At 68.4% G+C, this 17,333-nt stretch carries 16 protein-coding genes and 1 pseudogene; 6 read left to right on the top strand and 11 right to left on the bottom strand.

Annotation, left to right across the window (positions count from 1 at the left end; all coding sequences use genetic code 11):
- Window positions 1-67 precede the first annotated feature (67 nt).
- Window positions 68-394 carry a hypothetical protein gene (locus tag AB0I04_RS46905; RefSeq protein WP_360900436.1) on the bottom strand — a complete coding sequence of 109 codons (327 nt, stop codon included), beginning with the start codon at window positions 392-394 and terminating at the stop codon, window positions 68-70.
- Window positions 395-468: 74 nt separating this feature from the next.
- Between AB0I04_RS46905 and AB0I04_RS46910 the strand changes: the two genes are divergently transcribed.
- Window positions 469-1,173 (top strand): cytidylate kinase family protein, encoded by a 705-nt coding sequence (locus AB0I04_RS46910; protein WP_360900439.1) that lies wholly within the window; start codon window positions 469-471, stop codon window positions 1,171-1,173.
- 132 nt (window positions 1,174-1,305) lie between these two features.
- On the opposite strand, the gene AB0I04_RS46915 is transcribed toward AB0I04_RS46910, so the two are convergent.
- From AB0I04_RS46915 to AB0I04_RS46940, 6 genes and pseudogenes are all read right to left on the bottom strand, one after another.
- Window positions 1,306-2,289 carry a GNAT family N-acetyltransferase gene (locus tag AB0I04_RS46915; RefSeq protein WP_360900442.1) on the bottom strand — a complete coding sequence of 328 codons (984 nt, stop codon included), beginning with the start codon at window positions 2,287-2,289 and terminating at the stop codon, window positions 1,306-1,308.
- Between the two features lie 77 nt (window positions 2,290-2,366).
- Window positions 2,367-2,513: pseudogene (locus AB0I04_RS46920) on the bottom strand (transposase); the annotation flags it as partial.
- Window positions 2,514-2,670: 157 nt separating this feature from the next.
- Window positions 2,671-3,444, bottom strand: coding sequence for a DNA/RNA nuclease SfsA (locus tag AB0I04_RS46925; protein WP_360900445.1), 774 nt, complete (start codon window positions 3,442-3,444; stop codon window positions 2,671-2,673).
- Between the two features lie 243 nt (window positions 3,445-3,687).
- A complete protein-coding gene (locus AB0I04_RS46930; protein ID WP_360900448.1) occupies window positions 3,688-4,629 on the bottom strand; it encodes an NAD(P)-dependent alcohol dehydrogenase in 942 nt (313 codons plus the stop codon).
- 208 nt (window positions 4,630-4,837) lie between these two features.
- Complete coding sequence (locus AB0I04_RS46935) at window positions 4,838-5,704, bottom strand: SDR family oxidoreductase (RefSeq protein WP_360900451.1); 867 nt, start codon at window positions 5,702-5,704, stop codon at window positions 4,838-4,840.
- A 182-nt stretch (window positions 5,705-5,886) separates the two neighbouring features.
- A complete protein-coding gene (locus AB0I04_RS46940; protein ID WP_360900454.1) occupies window positions 5,887-6,261 on the bottom strand; it encodes a nuclear transport factor 2 family protein in 375 nt (124 codons plus the stop codon).
- Between the two features lie 136 nt (window positions 6,262-6,397).
- On the opposite strand from AB0I04_RS46940, the gene AB0I04_RS46945 reads away from it, so the two are divergent.
- On the top strand, window positions 6,398-7,405 hold the full coding sequence (locus AB0I04_RS46945) for a YafY family protein (RefSeq protein ID WP_360900457.1): 1,008 nt from the start codon (window positions 6,398-6,400) through the stop codon (window positions 7,403-7,405).
- Between the two features lie 249 nt (window positions 7,406-7,654).
- Here the strand turns inward: AB0I04_RS46945 and AB0I04_RS46950 are convergent, their stop codons facing one another.
- Genes AB0I04_RS46950 through AB0I04_RS46960 form a run of 3 tightly spaced genes read right to left on the bottom strand, consistent with a single transcriptional unit; the run spans window position 7,655 to window position 10,108 of the window.
- Window positions 7,655-8,278, bottom strand: coding sequence for a hypothetical protein (locus tag AB0I04_RS46950; RefSeq protein WP_360900460.1), 624 nt, complete (start codon window positions 8,276-8,278; stop codon window positions 7,655-7,657).
- Between the two features lies 1 nt (window position 8,279).
- Complete coding sequence (locus AB0I04_RS46955; protein ID WP_360900463.1) at window positions 8,280-9,137, bottom strand: alpha/beta hydrolase; 858 nt, start codon at window positions 9,135-9,137, stop codon at window positions 8,280-8,282.
- 11 nt (window positions 9,138-9,148) lie between these two features.
- The gene (locus AB0I04_RS46960; protein WP_360900466.1) at window positions 9,149-10,108 is read right to left on the bottom strand and encodes an alpha/beta hydrolase; all 960 of its coding nucleotides are present in this window, start codon (window positions 10,106-10,108) and stop codon (window positions 9,149-9,151) included.
- A 166-nt stretch (window positions 10,109-10,274) separates the two neighbouring features.
- Here AB0I04_RS46960 and AB0I04_RS46965 point away from each other — a divergent pair, with 166 nt between their 5' ends.
- Entirely contained in the window at window positions 10,275-10,937 is a 663-nt protein-coding gene (locus AB0I04_RS46965; RefSeq protein WP_360900469.1) for a helix-turn-helix domain-containing protein, read from the top strand.
- A gap of 84 nt (window positions 10,938-11,021) precedes the next feature.
- Window positions 11,022-12,350: a PQQ-binding-like beta-propeller repeat protein gene (locus AB0I04_RS46970; protein ID WP_360900472.1), complete on the top strand. Its 1,329-nt coding sequence runs from the start codon at window positions 11,022-11,024 to the stop codon at window positions 12,348-12,350.
- Window positions 12,351-12,661: 311 nt separating this feature from the next.
- Here AB0I04_RS46970 and AB0I04_RS46975 read toward each other — a convergent pair whose 3' ends face one another.
- Entirely contained in the window at window positions 12,662-14,875 is a 2,214-nt protein-coding gene (locus AB0I04_RS46975; protein WP_360900475.1) for an MMPL family transporter, read from the bottom strand.
- Between the two features lie 169 nt (window positions 14,876-15,044).
- On the opposite strand from AB0I04_RS46975, the gene AB0I04_RS46980 reads away from it, so the two are divergent.
- Complete coding sequence (locus AB0I04_RS46980; protein ID WP_360900478.1) at window positions 15,045-16,373, top strand: histidine kinase; 1,329 nt, start codon at window positions 15,045-15,047, stop codon at window positions 16,371-16,373.
- Window positions 16,370-17,083, top strand: coding sequence for a response regulator transcription factor (locus tag AB0I04_RS46985; RefSeq protein ID WP_360900481.1), 714 nt, complete (start codon window positions 16,370-16,372; stop codon window positions 17,081-17,083). The genes AB0I04_RS46980 and AB0I04_RS46985 overlap by 4 nt, the downstream gene beginning before the upstream one ends.
- Window positions 17,084-17,333 lie beyond the last annotated feature (250 nt).

Genomic DNA, 17,333 nt, shown 5'->3' on the forward strand with positions numbered 1-17,333 from the left:
CCCACCAAACCCGCGCCCGCAGTAGCCATCACTGGAAACGCTGGCTCCACCACAACCACATCACGATCTAAACCGAAAAGCTCACTGTAGTACTAAGGACGCTGTCACCGCCCTGGCGGAGCAGACCATCGCCGAATGCGAGCGCAAGCTCGTACGGTACCGAGCTGTCCTGGAAGCTCTGGACGAGAGCGTTGACCCGGCGGTCGTCGCTGGACGTATCACCGAGGCCCAGAAGCAGTGCGACGCCGCCCGGGCGCAGCCACAGCACCGACCGAGGCAGGAGCCGATGAGCGAAGCCGCAATCGCCGCCCTCGTCGACGGACTCGTCGACCACGTCGAAGCGATCATGAGCGCCGACCCCGAGCGGAAGGCGGGACACCTTACGCAAGAGCATCCACTACACGTATCGTCTCGATATATCGAATCGATACACTGCAGTGCGGTAGGCAACAGACAAGGGGACAGACGATGCAACACGGCACCCGCGACGATCTCCTCGGCCGACTGACCGCGGAGATCGGATCCGCCACGACCCCACACCCGCTAAGAGTCGCCATCGACGGGCCGCCCGCCGCAGGCAAGACCACGCTGGCCGACGAACTCGCCGTCCTCCTCCGTGCACAGGGCCGCGACGTCATCCGCGCGACGATCGATGACTTCCTGTTCCCCCGCGCCCAGCGCTATCGACGCGGCCAGTACTCGGCCGAAGGCTGCTACTTCGACGCCCACGACCACGACGCGATACGCCGGGTGCTGCTCGACCCGCTGGGCCCGGACGGAGATCGAAGGTTCCAGACAGCGGTCTACCACCGGGAAACGGACACCACACTGTCCCTCCCGATCGCCACGGCCCCCGCGGACGCTGTGCTGCTCTTCGACGGTGTCTTCCTCCTACGCCCGGAGCTGCTCGACCGGTGGGACCTGAGCATCTTCATGGCCGTCACGTTCGATCGGACGTTGGATCGCGCCCAGACCCGAGGCACAGCACTGGCCGGACTCACCGCCGAAACAACCGAGATCGAGCGGTCCTGGCGCGACCGCTACATCCCCTCTCAACAGCTCTACTTCGCTCAGGACCGCCCGACCGACCACGCCGACATCGTCGTGAACAACGACGAGCTCCAGCGGCCCGCCTGGGAAGTCAGAACGCACCGATCGGTACACGAGATTTAACACGGATCAGCCGTCGGCCGAACCGAGTGAACCCCATCACGCCCGGCCACCCGAAACGCAACACAAGCCGCGATGAACGTCCCCAACAGGCCCTCGCTGATCGGCCAAATCCAATCACCAATGACGGGTCGATCAAGCAAGCGGCTTGCGGTAACGGACGTACTCGTTCTGCCGTCGGAACCCTGCGCTCTCGTATAGATCGTAGGACCGGTGCGGATTTGTCGTGCCGGTGAACAGCCGGGCGGTCGTTGCACCCTTATCGCGAAGGCTTCGCAGCCCGTCCAGCAACAGGGTCCGGCCGATTCCGAGGCGTCGCTGGTCCGTCCGGACGCTCAGCTCTTCGACCTCGCCCACGGTGTGGTCGTGGCGGCGGATGGAGCAGAGGGCGACGCCGACCAGGTCCTGCCCGTTCCACGCAGCCCTCCAGCACGCCGGGTCGGCGGTGTCGATGAAGTCCTGGAAAGGCCATTTCTGAGTGAAACCGCGGTCCGCATACGAATCGACGACCGTCCTCCAGGCTGCACGGTAGTGGCTTGTCCTGATCGGTCCCGTCCGTATCCCGGCTGGCAGTTCGCTGCCCCGCTCGGGCAACTGCTGCAGATCGCCCAGCTCCAGCTCGACCAGGCTGAAGACACGTCGGTAGCCGGCTGCGCGCAGTAGCGCGGTGGCGTCCTGCTCGGAGGCCATGGCGTTCGCGCCGATTACCGCCGTCCGTGCTGTTCCATGCTGTTCGACGAGTTGGCGGATGCGCTCTTCGGCCCAGCTCAGCATGGCTGAGCCGATGCCCTGGCGGCGATGCTCGGGCAAGAGGTAGCCGCGGTGCAGGTATAGCCACGTGTCGTCCCGCTCTTGCCACCACCGGATCGTCGAGTAGCCGACGACGCTCCTGTCGTGCAACACCAGGATCTGGTTCTTGGACGGCTCCGGCAGCTTGGCAGAGGCTTCGGCGATCTCGGCCGCTGTCGGGAGCCCTTCCACGACCGAATGGGCATCGACCCGGTCTCGTTCAGCACAACCTAGCCGCACCGCGGCCATGGCGCCGTGGTCCTCGTCGCCGCGGTACGGCCGGAACTCGAAGCCGACCGGAAGGTTCTGTCCTGGCGCGCCATCCGACATGATCGGATGATCTCGAACGTCGAGGCAGGGCCGCCACCCTATTCATGCCGCGGTTGCCCACGGCCGTTCAACGAGGGTATGCGCAGGTGGATGCCGTCGGCCCATACGTAGACGTAGTCGGTGCCGGACAGATCGCGCTCCCCGAACGCCTGGTGGTCGGCCTGCCACTGCTGGGTCAGCCGGGTGACCGTCGCCGGTGACAGGCCCGCCGAGCTACATGCTTGCGTGAGATGTTCGCTCCTGAGGCCGGACCCCGCACAACGAGGGACGAAGCTGCGCGGCCATCCTGCCTGGAAGGCGCCTCAGCAGGACGCCAGATGGCGTGGGGCATGGGCCAAATTACTTCACGGACGACCTAGTCGACGGCTGTCACAGGTTGTCTCAATCCTGGAATTGCCGGGTGAGTTCGTGGTGGCTGAGTACGCGTACGCCGGTCGTGTCCAGTTGGAAGTTGACCTGCCAGATTTCGACTCCCTGGTGCAGGGCCTCGGCGACCTGGGCTTTGACCCAGTTGTGCCGGCTGCTCTTGAGGACCTGGAAGCCGGGATTGTCGTAGAGGAAGCAGACCAGCAAGATCGCGCGCTGGTGCGCGGCGAGGCTGCGTCCTAGTTCGCCGATGTGCCGGACCATGCGGTCGGTCGAATCCAGCGGGGTGTGCGGCCGGGTCCGGGCATGGTCTCCGAGGGTGACCTGGAGGTTGTCCAGCGGGGTTTTGACCTCGATGTAGGTGTCGTCGTTGGCGAGGAAGTCCAGCCGTGACTGTCCAAGGACCTGCTCGCGGCGGAGGCTGTCGGTGGTGACGATGCCGGGCAGGAGCCGGCTGCGTAGCGCCTGTTCGACGTAGCGGTTGGCCGCGTTCTGGCTGATCCCGATCCACGATGGTTCGGCGGGGTCGTCGGGTGCGTCGACGGTGACGGCCTCGACGGTGTAGGGCGTCTTGCGGGAGCTGCTGTGGCTACGGGACAGCAGGCAGGGGAGGCCGTCCAGGACGAGATTGCCGATGCGGCCGGTGGTCGGGCAGTGGCAGCCGACGACGGTGCCGTCGACGTCGACATCGATGATGAAGCGGTTGGGCCGCCGGACGATGATCGCCGGTGACAACGGTTCAGGGAAGTAGATCTTCCCGTCCCGTACGTGCAGGGTGTGGTCTGTCATGCTGTCTCGTCCCCCGGTGTAGTGGCGGCAGCCCATGGCCTGGTTGTGAGCACGGGGCTGGTACGGAGTGTCCGCGCCGCAGGAGAGGAAGCGGTCGCGGTCGGCCGCAGCGTCGCGCCGCTGATCATTGGAAAGAAGCCCTCTTCGAAGGGGTGGAAGGCCCCGCTGATCGCTTGTCCTGCCGGGCTACCGGTGATGCCCGATGGAGGCATAGGCGGCCGGGCGGCGGCGTTCACCGCCCGCTCACGGGGTCGCGTCGATGAGGATGAGTCCCTTGCCGCCGATCTTGCGGCCTTTCTCCAGGTCGGTGATCAGATCGATGGCGGAGTCGAGGGTGACGGTCTCGCCGATCGGCATCCGGAGGCTTCCGTCGACGGCCGCGCGGGCGACCTCAGTGAGGGTCTGCGTGGTCGGCGTGCAGTTGAAGATCTTGTGGCGGCGGTTGAACGCCGAATGCAGGAACTTGGCGGGTGTGGCGTTGATGTCGAGGAAGACGCCGGTGGTGTTCAGCATGCGCATGGCGGTCTTGACCGGCAGGGCGCCGGAGGTGTCGTAGACGACGTCGAAGACGCCTCGTAGCCCGGACAGGTCGGAGGTGGCGTAGTCGTAGACCGCGGCCACGCCGAGTTCGCGGGCCCGGGATGCCGAGGCTGCGCTGCAACTGCCGGCGATGTCGGCGCCGCGCATGCGGGCGACCTGGACGACGGCTTGCCCGATACCGCCGGTGCAGCCGTTGACGAAGACGCGCTGGCCGCGATGGAGCCGGGCGCGTTCGACCAGGCCGTTCCAGGCCATGACGGCAACGGTCGCAAGAGCGGCCGCCTGCTCGAACGACAGCTCGGCCGGCTTAAGCGCGAGGTAGGACTCGCGGGTGATGACCGCTTCGGCGTAGGCGCCGCTCTCCTTCAGGCGTGCGATGCCGAAGTCCTCATCGCCGGGCTTGAACTGCGTGATTCCGGGGCCGACCGCGCGGACCACGCCGGCGAAGTCCGAGCCCATCGCGCGAGGGAAGGACCGGCCGGTCAAGACCTTCAGCTGGCCCTGGCGAAGCTTCCAGTCGATCGGGTTCACCGAGGCCGCCTTGACCGCGACGGCTATCTCATCTGCCTGGGGCGACGGCAGCTCGAACTCCTCGAGCCGCATGATCTCCGGGCCGCCGTATCGGTGGTACTGAATCCTGCGCATGTGAGGGTGCTCCTGAAGATGATCGGGTCGCGGGGATCGGACAAAGCGGTGCGGCCCGTCGATCGGCCATGCCCGCTGCCGCTGCACGACATCCCTCCAGGGGCTGGCAGGCAGCCCCTGGAGGGATGCTCGAACAGCCGGTGTCTGGATGTGCGGTGGGCCACGCACCGTGGGGCGCACCGGAGGATCCCCCTGGTGCGGCCGCGCCTCAGAGGGTCTTGAGCGCGGCGGTGACGACGTTCGCGAGGGGCGTGGTCGGCCGGCCGATGAGCTGCTGCAGCTCAGTGCTGTCGGTGTACCAGTCGCCGCGGGTGATGGCGAGGCTCGTGTCGGCCAGCAGGTCGGCAAACGGCTTGGGCACACCCCGGGCAGTGAGCGCCTCGGCGTACTCCTCGACCGGCAGGTCTTGGTAGACGAGCGGCTTGCCGGACTGCGCGGATATCTCGGCGGCCAGATCCGTCAACGTGAACGCCTCCCCGCCGAGTTCATACGCCTTGTTCGCGAGGCCATCGCCGGTCAGAATGACCGCCGCGGCCGCCGCGAGGTCGGGCCGGGTGGCCCCGGAGATCTTGCCGTTTCCGCCTGAGCCGATCAGCGCGCCGGACTCCAGCGCCGGGGCCAGGTCCCCGAGTTCCCCGCAGTACAGCTCGATGTACGCGCCGTTGCGCAGGAAGATGAAGGGCAGGCCGGACTCGCGAATGCACGCCTCGGCCTGCCTGTGCTCGTCGGCCAGCCGCAGGGTGCTGGTGGCAGCGTTGACGAAGCCGGCGTAGGCGACCAACGGGACGCGCGCGGTGACCGCGGCCTCCACCGCGTTCTTGATCTGGGGGAATCGCCGGCCGTAGACGGCGGAGGGGATCAGCAGGAGTTTGTCGGTGCCGGCGAAGGCCGCCTGGAGCGTCTCCGGCTGGTCGTAGTCGGCGTGGCGGACCTGCACGCCGTGCTCGGCCAGGTCGGCGGCCTTCTCGGGGCTGCGCACGGCGGCGACGATCTCGCCCGCGGGCACACCGCGTTCCAGCAGTTCTGCAATGACAAGACGGCCGAGGCGGCCGGTGGCCGCGGTGATGGTGATCATTGTGAAGCGGCTTTCCTTCTGAGATGTAGCAGGGTGACGGCGAACACAGGCGGCGATGCCCGGCGCAGCGGTAGACGGTGCGCGATCACGGACAGCCGCCTGTGATGAGGCCGAGCAGGTCCGCACGCCTTTCGGAGGCTGTTGCTGTTCGCCGCGTACGGGCCCGCTGGCGTAGGCCCGGGTCAGTGCTGGATGTTGCCTTTGGCCTGGTGCATCGGGAGCAGGTCGAAGACGCTGGTCACGTGCGTGATCTTGCCGTTCTCGACGGTGATGTGGTCGATCCCGCGGAAGTCCTTCAAGAAGGGGGTGTCGGTGGTGTACACGGTCGCCGCGTGGGTGTCGTTGCCCAGGACGTCGATGACGGTGGCGCTGATGAGCGAGGACGCGAATGGCTCGAGGAATCCGCGGTAGCCCTCCACTCCCTCGAACGTGCCGGTCGGCGCCTCGCACACGACGTCGTCCGCGAGGAGGCTCAGGGCCTTGTCGACGTCCTTGCTGGTCCACGCGCGGACGAAGTCCTCGGCGACCTTCCGGGCGAGCCCGTTCGTTCCAGTCACAGCAAAGTTCCTTTCGTGCGTTGTCCCCTGTACGGCCGGGGACCCGCGGAGCGCCCCCTGCGGGCGGCCCGTCTACCTGCAGCGTCACCGAGGTATATGTCAGGTGCTGTCATATACCGAGGTAATTTTGGGAGGCATGAGAGCGGAGCGTCTGCTGTCGATCATGCTGCTGCTGCAGACCCACGGGCAGCTGCCCGCGAGCGAGCTGGCCGACCGCCTGGAGGTGTCGGTCCGTACGGTGATGCGTGATGTGGAGGCGCTGTCGGCGGCCGGAGTGCCGGTCTACACCGTGCGCGGCCCGCACGGCGGCATCGCGCTGCTGCCCGGCTACCGCACCAACGTCACCGGGCTGACCACCGATGAGTCCCGCGCGCTGTTCGTGCTGCTGTCCGACCGCGCCCACACCGAGCTGGGTCTGGGCCCGGCCCTCGGCTCCGCGCTGCGCAAGCTGATGGCCGCGCTGCCCGCCCCGCACCGCCCCGACGCCGACCTGGCCAGCCGCCGGATCCTCATCGACCCGGTGCGCTGGCGCGGCGGCCCCGCTCGCCCGGCCACCGTCGATCTCGCGGTGCTCCAGCAGGCGGTCTTCAACGACCGGCGGCTGCGGCTGCGCTACCGGCACGGCCGCGACAACCGCGTCCGCTCCTACACCCTCGACCCCTACGGGCTGGTCAACAAGGCCGGCACCTGGTACCTGGTCGCCGACCACCGCGGCCAACCCCGGCTCTTCCGCGCCGACCGCGCCCAGTCCGCCGCCGTCCTGGACGAGCCCGTCCGCCGCCGCGACGGCCTGGAACTGGCCGACGTCTGGGACGGCCTGCGCCGCCACATCGACGAGATTCCCGTACCGCTGCTCGTCACGGTCAGCGTCCGGCGGGAGGTCCTCGGCAAGTTCCTGCGCATCCACCAGGCCGACCTGGCCGGGCCCCCTCCCGACGGCCTCCTGCCCGACACCGAATCCCAACCCGAACGCGTGCCGGTCGACCTGCGCTTCCCCTCCCTGCACGCAGCGGAGGTGCTTCTGGGGTTCGGCACCGACGCCGAGGTCCTCGCGCCGCTCGACCTCCGCAAGGCACTGGCCCGCAGGGCGGCCGAGGCCGCCGCCCGCTACGCCGCCGACCCCGACCACCCCGGTCCGGCCTGACACGGCAAGGCCACGCGAGCCGCCGGTGAAACACGCGCCCGAACCCGGCCCCACCACGGCCATACCGTGGCCCCACCAGGAAGATCAAAGCTCTGCCCGGGCGGGCGAAATCCCAGGTCAGGACTGGTAGGGCGCCTGAGACTCGAACCCAGAACCTATGGATTAAAAGCCCTGCGAGAATTCCTAAGTAACCGTTTCGTCTCGCTGAAGAACGCCTGCTGAGGAGCGACCCGTACCGCCCCTGGACGATCACTTGCGCTGGGACTGTTCGAGGGTCTGGATCGCGTCCCCGTCGCCGTTCGTGACCGCGCGGCCGCCGAGCGGATCATGCAGCGAGACATCGGTACGCCGGGTGGTGTACGGGCTTTCGCCGTCTCCCCACCGGCCGCTCGTCGTGCTTTCCTCATTGCAGTCGTCAGGGGTCCCGGCGGTCTCATAGACGGTGACCATCACCCGTGTGGCGGTCTCGTCGACCTTCACGTGGTCGAACGGGCACCTGGTGCCGTCGCCGTACGAGTGCCAGATCAGACGCAGTCCCTTCCCGGTCGGCTCGTAGGAGTCGGGCATGACCGCGACGGCGCCGGCGGAATCGATCTGAGTCGGTGTCTTCGGCCATGACGGCGGGTCCTTGTGCGCCGAGTCGTAGGCATTGAACACCCAGGCCAAGGTAGACACCACGACGAGCCCGAGGCCGATGAGCGCCTGCAGTTCCGTCTGGGCGAGCCAGCCGGAGCTGTAGCTGTCGCCGGGATGGTTCTCGGCCCATTCCTGCTTGGGGCGACGCCAGCCCTTGGTCGGGTGAATGAGCATGCGGATCCCGATGGGAACCAGGGTGACCCACATGAGGATCAACCACCAGGGCGGCCAGGACATATCAGCATTCTCCGGGTGTGCCGGATGCGTGGGTGAAGTCCCGGATGAGCTGAGCGAGTCTCTTCGGCTGGTCCAGGGGGATGAGGGTGTAGCTGTCGTCTATTTCGACCAGTTGTCCTTGCGGGAGGAGTTCGGCGAGGCGGCGGCCGTGTTCGGGTGGCATTACGCGGTCTTCGCTCGCCCAGACCACGAGGGCGGGGCGGTCGAAGCCCGGCAGGCGTTCGGCCGCGCCAAGCAGGAAGTCGGCGTCTGAGGCCGCCGCCCGCAGTGTCCGCACTGTGTCGCGGCGGATCTCAGGTTGTGTCATGACCGGCTTCATCCACCGGGCGGTGGCGGCGTCTCCTCGTTTGGTCAGCCATCCGAACGCGATCGGGAGCCGCCGCACCGGCCGGAGCCGCATCTGCTGCATGAACAGCCCGAACATCCGGGGTGAGAGCTTGCCGGTGAGCACGAGCGTCTTGCCTGTCAGCCCTGGCGGGAAGTTGTCGAACGCATCGCATGAGGCGAGCACGACCCGTCCCACGCGCGCGGTCCCCTCGCACATGAGCAACTGGACGAGCGCCCCGCCCGTGTCATTGCCGACGAGGGTGACGTCATTCAGGTCGAGGCGCTTAAGGAACTCCGCGACCAGCCGAGCCATCCCGGGCAGCGACAGGTCCGCGTCGGGGCGCATCGCGTGACGATGCGCCCCGAGCGGCAGCGTCGGTGCCACGCACCGGTGATCGGCGGACAGATCGGCGATCAGTTCGTCCCACAGCGAGGCATCCATCATCAACCCGTGCAACAACAAGAGCGTGGGCCCGCTGCCGCCGGTGTCCTCGTATTCGACCGTCCCAGCGGACAGCTCGATCTTTTTCACCTTCCTGCGCCTCAGTGCCGCGCGGGATCAGCGTGCGCGGGGCGATCCACTCGCGCAGGATCGAGCAGGTGCCGGCGCAGGAAGGACAGCTGGGCCTCGACCGCCTGCTCGTGCTTCTCCAGGAATGGGGCGTAATGCCGGCCAGATATCCGGACGAGCTCCCCGCGGGGAGCGCGGCTCGCCGCCCGTACGCATGGCTCGACGGGCGATACCTGATCCTGGTCGCAGACGAAGACGAGCAGCGGGCACCGCACCTTGGACACGTCGCGGCCGGGCCGGTAGAGAGTGAGGCGGAGCGCGGAACGGGCAGCGACCATCTGCGTCCAGTCCGGGTACCTGTCCGAACGCAGTGCCCGATCACCGTCGAGGGTGTCCGGTGTCGTGAGCATCACGACGGTCCCCGGTTTCCCCGTAAGCGGCACCAGCCGCGGAGGGCGCCCCACGAGACTGCCGAGGGCATCGAGAAGGCCCCTGCCGGTGAACCGCAGCATCGCGAGCGGCTTTTGATGACGCACGGCGTTGCGGCCGGCGGCCGAACCGTCGGGGTTCGGTGTCTGCGCGATCGCCGCGCCAAGCTGCGGGTTACGCGCCGCGACGCGGAAGACGTGACCACCGGAGGCGGAGAAGGCCCAGACCGCGAGCCTGGCCGGATCGACTCCCGGCAGAGTCCCTGCGAAGTCGATCGCGGCCTGCCAGTCCCCGAGCTGATCCCTCATAGGGAAGACCAGGCGCGGCTCCCCACCACTCTCCCCAAGACGGCGGTAGTCGAAGGCGAGGACCGCGAACCCGGCATCGTTGAATCGCTTCGCGAACAGGTCGGTGGCCGGCTCCTTGGGTACCGCGAACCCCCCGGCCATGATCACGCAGGCACCGTTGGTGCCCGGGTAATACCAGGCGGCGCACTCGGTGTCGCCGCTGGTGAAGCGAACCTTCTCCCGCTCCACGGACTTGGTTGCATCTTGTTCGGTCATCTGGGTTTGTTCTCCGATGCTCATGGGCGCCTTCCCGATTCAGCCGGTCGAGCGGACCCGTATCGTGAGGCACCGCTCAGGTTCGGTCAATCGACTGTAGCACCAACATGAGGCACACCTCACCATCGATTATGTGAGGGGTGCCTCACATCGATATCCTGGGATCATGTCGTCATCCGCCCAAGAGCCCGCCGCCCTGGCCAGACCGCAGCGTCGTGATGCGCAGCGCAACCGGGAGCGCTTCATCGCCGCCGCTCAGGCCGCGTTCGCGGAGCACGGCGTCGACGCCTCCCTGGAACAGATCGCCCGCGACGTCGGCCTGGCGATCGGCACGCTGTACCGGCACTTCCCCACACGCGTCGATCTGCTACTCGCCGCCTTCGAACCCAAGCTGCAGGCGTTCGTCGAGAGCGCCGAACACGCCCTGGCCATGGCCGATGCCTGGGAAGGCTTCTGCGTCTTCCTCGAATCGCTGTTCGGGATGCAGGCCGGCGACCGCGGATTCAACGACTTGGTCTCGATGCGCTTCCCGGCCAGCGAGCGCACCGAGGTAATGCACGACCGGCTCTACCACCTCATTGAGAAGATCCTGCACCGCGCCCAGCAGCAGGGCGACGTGCGGCCGGACCTCACCGAGGCCGACATCATCACCCTGGTCTGGGCCAACGGCCGCATCATTGAGGCCACCAGCCACACCGCGCCACAAGCCTGGCGGCGCAACCTGCATCTCATGATCGATGCGTTCCGAGCCGCGAACCGACACGAACTGCCGGAACCTCCACTGACAGGAGAGCAGCTCTACGCGGCCATGGTCCACCTAAGCGGCTAGCGCGCGGTTAAGCCCCAGCGGGGACACGAGGGAATCCTGGGATCTGCCGACTTTAGGTGGCATAGCGCAAGGTGCGGTGAAGAAATGGACGACGCCGGCGATCTGGCAGCCGCGCCGCGACGACCGCAGCGGGCATCGGAACACGAGCGAGCAGACTCTCTACTGCGGCGCCGCAGCCCGTGGCTGACGACGGGCCTGCCCGCCCTGGTAGCCGCATCCGTCCTGGCCGTGCTCGGTATCTGGTGGTTCAGCCCCTGGGAGTACTTCTCGGGTGCGCGTGGAACCCCTCCCCGGCCGCTGAGCGGTTTGCCATCCCAAGGGGCCGACCGGTTCCGGGACGCCAGCGATCCAGTGCTGGTCGCGGGCACGTTGGTGGAGCGGCACGGGGCCGGTGCCCGAGCGGTCGACCTGCGTACGGGCCGGACCTGGTGGACGATCAGCAGGCCAGGGCGGGCACGGGTGGACGCGGTCGGCAGAGTCGACGGCGGACGCGCGGCAATCGTCTGGAGTGACCGGCGGCTGACCGTCATCGACGTCGCCACCGGCCGCCGCCGGCACGCGGATCTGCCGGACCGTTCCCAGGCCCACGTCGTGCACAACAATCACATCGCACCTGATGACGAGACAGCCGTCGGGTTCACCAACCAGGCCGGACGCTCGCTCGTCGCGGTCATTCAGCGACGCGGGGTCGACACATACGACGCCTCCTCGGGCCGCCACCTGTGGTCCTGGGCCGCGCCGGCGCATTGCGGCTTCAACGACCCGTCGGGAGCAGCGGCGGGCGCCTCGCTGTCCCTGGCCATCGGCTGCGAGCTCACCCCCGGCGCGGTCCGCCAGTGGGTGGTGGACTACGAGGACGCCTACAGCCTGCTGCTCGACGCCTCCTCCGGAAGGCCGCTACCGGGCTTCGGTCATTTCGCCGGCGGTCCGCTTGAGCCGGTGGGCGACCACCTCCTCCTGCAGAACGGGACCCACAATGGGGAGTCCTACGGCTATCGGGTCATCGATTCCCGTACGGCCCGGACACTCTGGCGCTTTCCTGCCGGACAAGTAGTTGCGGCGGGAGGCGACGGCCTGGTGGTCGGCACCACACGGGACGCTCGCCAGAGCACCGTTTATCGGGCCACCGACGGGAAACGGTTGTGGCAGTACAGCGCCAAGAGCGACGACGCTCGACTGCGATATCTCACGGTCGTGAACGGCCAGGTCCGCGCGGTCGATGGTCCCCGGGTCCTCACCTTCGACGGGAGCGGAGCGATCGCCGGTCGGCAGGACTTTCCCATGTTCGCCGCCGGTGGTAATCGCGCAGTCATCGGCGGTGACTACAGAACGCTCGTCGTGGAAGACATGAACGCGGACCGGACCCGGCATCCGCACGTCCGCCCGTACGTACTGCTCACCGCCACCCACTGACCCGATGGCGACAGCCGCCGGGTCGACACGCGGGGCACCGCGTCGGGGCGCCGGTGGTACTCGTGCCGGAAGGCCGTGAAGTGCCGACGCCATTTGGGACGCCAACGCCTTCCGCAGATCTGTTCCGCTACGACCGGCTTGCGCCAAGGGCTGACCTTGCCTGTCCGGGTGCCCGACCGCGCGTCTGGGCGATACCAGCTCGGTCCGGGTTTCGACAGGCGATGAGCTTGCCGGCCCGACACGGAGCAACGAGATGCGCGGCGCCTTGGTCGTGCCAACGGTCCCGGGCGTACGGCGCGGCACCCAGGTCTTCACGATCCGGTCCGTTCCGTTTCTGGGACACGGGCGCCGGCAGCCACGGCGGGCTCGGCCGGTGTCTCTGGATGCTCGAGACGTACGCGCGGTAGCCGGCGATCCAGCCGGGTGGGGAGCCACCATGCGCGGGTCCCGAACAGTTGCATGACGGCGGGCAGGATGAGGCTGCGGATAACGAGGGCGTCGAGGAGTACGGCGGCGGCCAGGCCGAGCCCGAACTGTTTGAGCAAGCGGTTCGGGTCCAGTATGAAGGATGCGAAGATGACGACCATGATCGCAGCAGCGGCGGTCACGATCCGGCCGGTGGTGGCGATCCCCTCCCGTACGGAGTGCGGCGCGTCGTGGGTGCGTTCCCACTCCTCCTGCATGCGCGACAGCAGGAATACCTCGTAGTCCATCGACAGACCGAAGGCGATCGCGAAGATCATCACTGGTACGTACACCTCGACCGGCCCGGGTTCGACGCCGATCAGCCTGCCCAGCACACCGTGCTGGAAGACCATCGTGATGACACCCAGCGACGCGCCGACGCTGAGCAGGTTCAGCGCCGCGGCCTTGAGCGGGATGAGAAGCGATCGGAAGACGGCCATCAGCAACAGCATGGACAGGCCGATCACCACCAGAACGAACACCGGAAGCCGGGCCGACACGGCGTCGGCGAAGTCCTCAGTGGCCGCTGTCGGCCCGCCGACCAAGAAGGTCGCGCCGGTGTCATGCGCAAGCGGCGGCAGGACCTCCCCGCGAAGCCGGGTAACCAGCTTCTGCGTACCGGCCGCCTGGGGCTTGGAGGAGGGATAGACCATGACGATGGTGAGACCCTCCCCGGACGGCAGCGGTGGGGTGGCAGCCGCGACTCCCGGCGTCGCGGCGAGCGCTCGCTGCGCGCGTCCGGCGGCCTGAGCGTCGCCGTCCACGACCACGACGAGCGGGCCGTTGAAACCGGGGCCGAAGCCCTCGGCGAGCAGGTCGTACGCCTGTCGGCTGGTCGTGGACTCGGCTCCATTACCGGCGTCGGCGACGCCGAGACGCATCCCCACCGCGGGCGCGGCGAGGGCGAGCAGCATGGCCACGCCTATGAGAGCCAGCGGCCACGGCCGCCTCTGGACCGACGCCGACCATCGGCGCCATCCATCGCCCTCGGCGCGTCGCCCGCGCTCGGCACGCCGGCGTACACCTCGCTCGATGCGCCCGCCCACGATGGCCAGCAACGCGGGCAGGAGCGTCAGGGAGGCGAACATGGTGACCAGCACGGCCAACGCGACGGCGACCGCGACACCCTGAAGCGAGCCCAGCCCCAGCACGGCAAGGCCCATCAACGCGATGATCACGGTACAGCCGGCGAAGAAGACGGTGCGCCCCGCGGTCTTCAGCGCGGTGCGTAGCGCACGCTCTCGCGACGCGCCACCGAGCAGTTCGCTGCGGTATCGGGAGAACAGCAACAGCGCGTAGTCGATGCCCACGCCCAGGCCGACGAGGACTATCAGCGACGTGGTGAAGTCGGCGACTTTGACCACGTGCGACGCCAGGATGAGCAGGCCGGTCGCGCTGCCGACCGCGAAGACGGCCACCACGATCGGCAGGCCGGCGGCCAGCAGGGACCCGAACAACAGGACGAGGATGATCAGCGCCGCGAGCAGGCCGACGGCCTCGGCCGGGCTGCCGCCTCCGCCCTCGGCCACGGTAACGGCGTCGCCGCCCAGCTCGATCCGCAGACCGTCGCCGCCGGCGTGCCGCGCCGCGTCGATCAACCGGCGGACGTCGACGGCCGGGATCTGCTCCGCCTGCCCGTCGAGGGTGACGGTGGCGTACGCGATCGTGCCGTCCCGTGACACTGCCTGGGTCTGCCCGTACGGGCCGCGGACATCGGACACATGCGGCAGGCCGCGTACACCCGCCAGCATCGCCTCTACGCGCGCGCGGGTCCGCGGCGCCGAGATGCCGTTCCGATCCTGAAGTACGATCTGGACCGTGGCGCCCGCCTGGATCGGCGCGTGTTCCTTGAGCGTGTCCAGTACCCGCTGCGACTCCGTTCCCGGCAGCGAGAAGTCGTTGTGGTAGCGACTCCCCGCAGCCTGTGAGCCGACTGTCACAGTTGCCAGAACGATGACCCATACGGTCACCGCCCACCATCGGTGGCGCTGGGACCATCCCGCGAGTCTCTCGAACAGACCCGCCTGCGGGTGGGGCAGGGTTCGCTGTGCTTCCGCCATCGTCGTGCTACCTCCCAAGAAGATCAGGTTCAACCGCACGGCGACGCTAGGTCTCCGGACCAGCGGCCTGACACACCCCGCGGGGCGAACCGCGCGTCCTCCCGTGGGGGGACGATCGATGCCACCGAAGGGCGATGGAAGAAGAAGATCGCGGGAATACGCTGTGCGAGTGAGACGACGGGAAGCCGCCATCGACGTGGGCATCAGCGCGCTGACGTTCGCCGTCTCGCTGATGCTGCTCGCCGTCCGGGGGTTCGGGACGCCCAGTCCGCACACCCGCGGTCTGGACGCGGTCGGCGTCATGCTGGCGTTCGGTTCCGCACTGCCGCTCGTGGCACGCCGATACGCACCCCTGACGGTGTACGTGCTCACCAGCGCCGCGAGCATGGCCCTGATACTGCTCTGGTACTCCTTCGACGTGCCCGTTGCGCAGTTGTTCGCGGTATACGCGCTCGCGGAGGCCTACGGCAGTGACCCGAGTCGATGGCGACGCTGGGCGGTGATGTTCGCCGCCGCCGTGTTCATCCCGGCGACGGCCGCCGCCTATGCCACCCGCGGCGACGGCGTGCGGGATGCCCTGCCCGCGATGGTCGGCTGGGCGCTGGTCTTCGTCGGCGTGTGGATCGCGGGCACCCCCGGTCGGTGGTGGCGGTGGCTGGTGGTATCCGCCGCCGCCCTGTTCATTCCGGGGACGGTCGCCTCCTTTGCCGTCCGTGACCGTGACGTGCAGGTGATCGTGCCCGCCATGGCCAGCTGGGGACTGGTCTTCGTCGGCGTGTGGATCGCCGGCGACCGCGCCCGGTTCCGGCGAGTGCAACTGGCCGAGCTCGAGGAACGAGCCGCGCGCACCGAACGCGAAGCCGAGCGGGAGGCTCGGCTGGCGGCAGCGGAGGAGCGCACGCGAATCGCCCGCGAACTGCACGATTCCGCCGGGCACGCCATCAACGTGATCCTCGTCCAGGCCGGAGCCGCCCGGCTGCTCCACGGCCGTGACCCCGACCGATCCCGGCAGGCCATCACCACCATCGAAGAAGTGGCCCGCAGCACGATCACCGAAATCGACCGGCTCGTCCTCGCCCTGCGCGACGACCACGGTGTCGAGCCGCCCGCGCCCGCTGAGCCGGCCGCGTTCGACGAATTGCTGGAAGGGCACCGCGCCAGCGGGCTCACGATCGCTGCCGACATCCGCGGATCGCGTGAGCCCCTGCCTCGCAGCATCGCCTGGGCCGCCTATCGCATCCTCCAGGAGGCCCTGACCAACGCCGCGCGGCACGGTCCCGGCAGCGCCGACGTCACTCTGGCCTTCGATCCGGACGCGGTCGAGATCACGGTCACCAATCCGACCGACGCGCGTGCCACCCCGCCGGCCACCGGCGGCCATGGGATCATCGGAATGCGTGAACGCGCCATCGTGCTGGGCGGCATCCTGCAGGCGGGTGCCGACGACGACACGTTCCGGCTGCACGCCAGGCTCCCGAGGTGCCAGGAGACACCGTGACGCTGCTGAGCGTAATGATCGTGGATGACGACGACCTGATGCGTGCGGGACTGTGCGCGGTGCTGTCCAGCGACGAGACCATCGACGTGGTCGCCGAGGCGGCCGACGGCAGGGCGGCCGTACAGACCGCCGCTCAGGTCGTTCCCGACGTCATCCTCATGGACGTACGCATGCCCGGCCTCGACGGCATCGCGGCCACCCGGCAGATCATCGCGGCCGCGCCGGCGGCACGCATCCTGATCCTGACCACCTTCGAAGACGAAGACTACGTCTACGAAGCCCTCACCGCCGGTGCCACCGGTTTCCTTCTCAAACGCACCCGGCCAGAACAGCTCATCGCGGCCATCCACACGGTCGCCGGTGGTGAATCACTGCTGTCCCCGTCGGTCACCCGCACCGTCATCGATCGCATGATCCAGCAGCCCAGACGCGATCCGCGCGCCATGCGACGGCTCCAGGCGCTGACCCCGCGCGAGCGCGAGGTCCTGGAACTCGTCGCTCATGGCCTGTCCAACACCGAGATCGCCGACACGCTCGTCGTCGAGGAATCGACGGTCAAGACCCACATGAAGCGAATCCTCGGCAAGCTCGATCTCCGCGACCGCGTACAGGCCGTCATCCTGGCCTATGAGGCCGGCCTCACGCGCCCGGGGGAGCGGCTGAACGCCGTGGCCGGGCGACGCGGGGATCAGAGGCAGCCGGTTCGATGAGCCGCCATTCGTGATCGATGCGGGCCGCCGCCCGGCGAGCGATACAGACCCGGCAGGCCGCGCGACCCCCTCACAGGCCTAGCAGAATGGCCCGGCCGACGGCGCCACCGGCCGCGACCAGCAGGGCATCACCGCGCCGAGACGGCAGACCGAGCTGGGGGCTACCAGAAGCCGCAGAAACACGCGCGCCTTACCGCTCTCACCTGCATCCTCCGCGACCTGACCACCGGCCGCCAGAGCCCAAGGGTCC

It is taken from the genome of Actinoallomurus sp. NPDC050550 (genome assembly GCF_040655075.1).
In the GTDB taxonomy this organism is placed as follows: domain Bacteria; phylum Actinomycetota; class Actinomycetes; order Streptosporangiales; family Streptosporangiaceae; genus Actinoallomurus.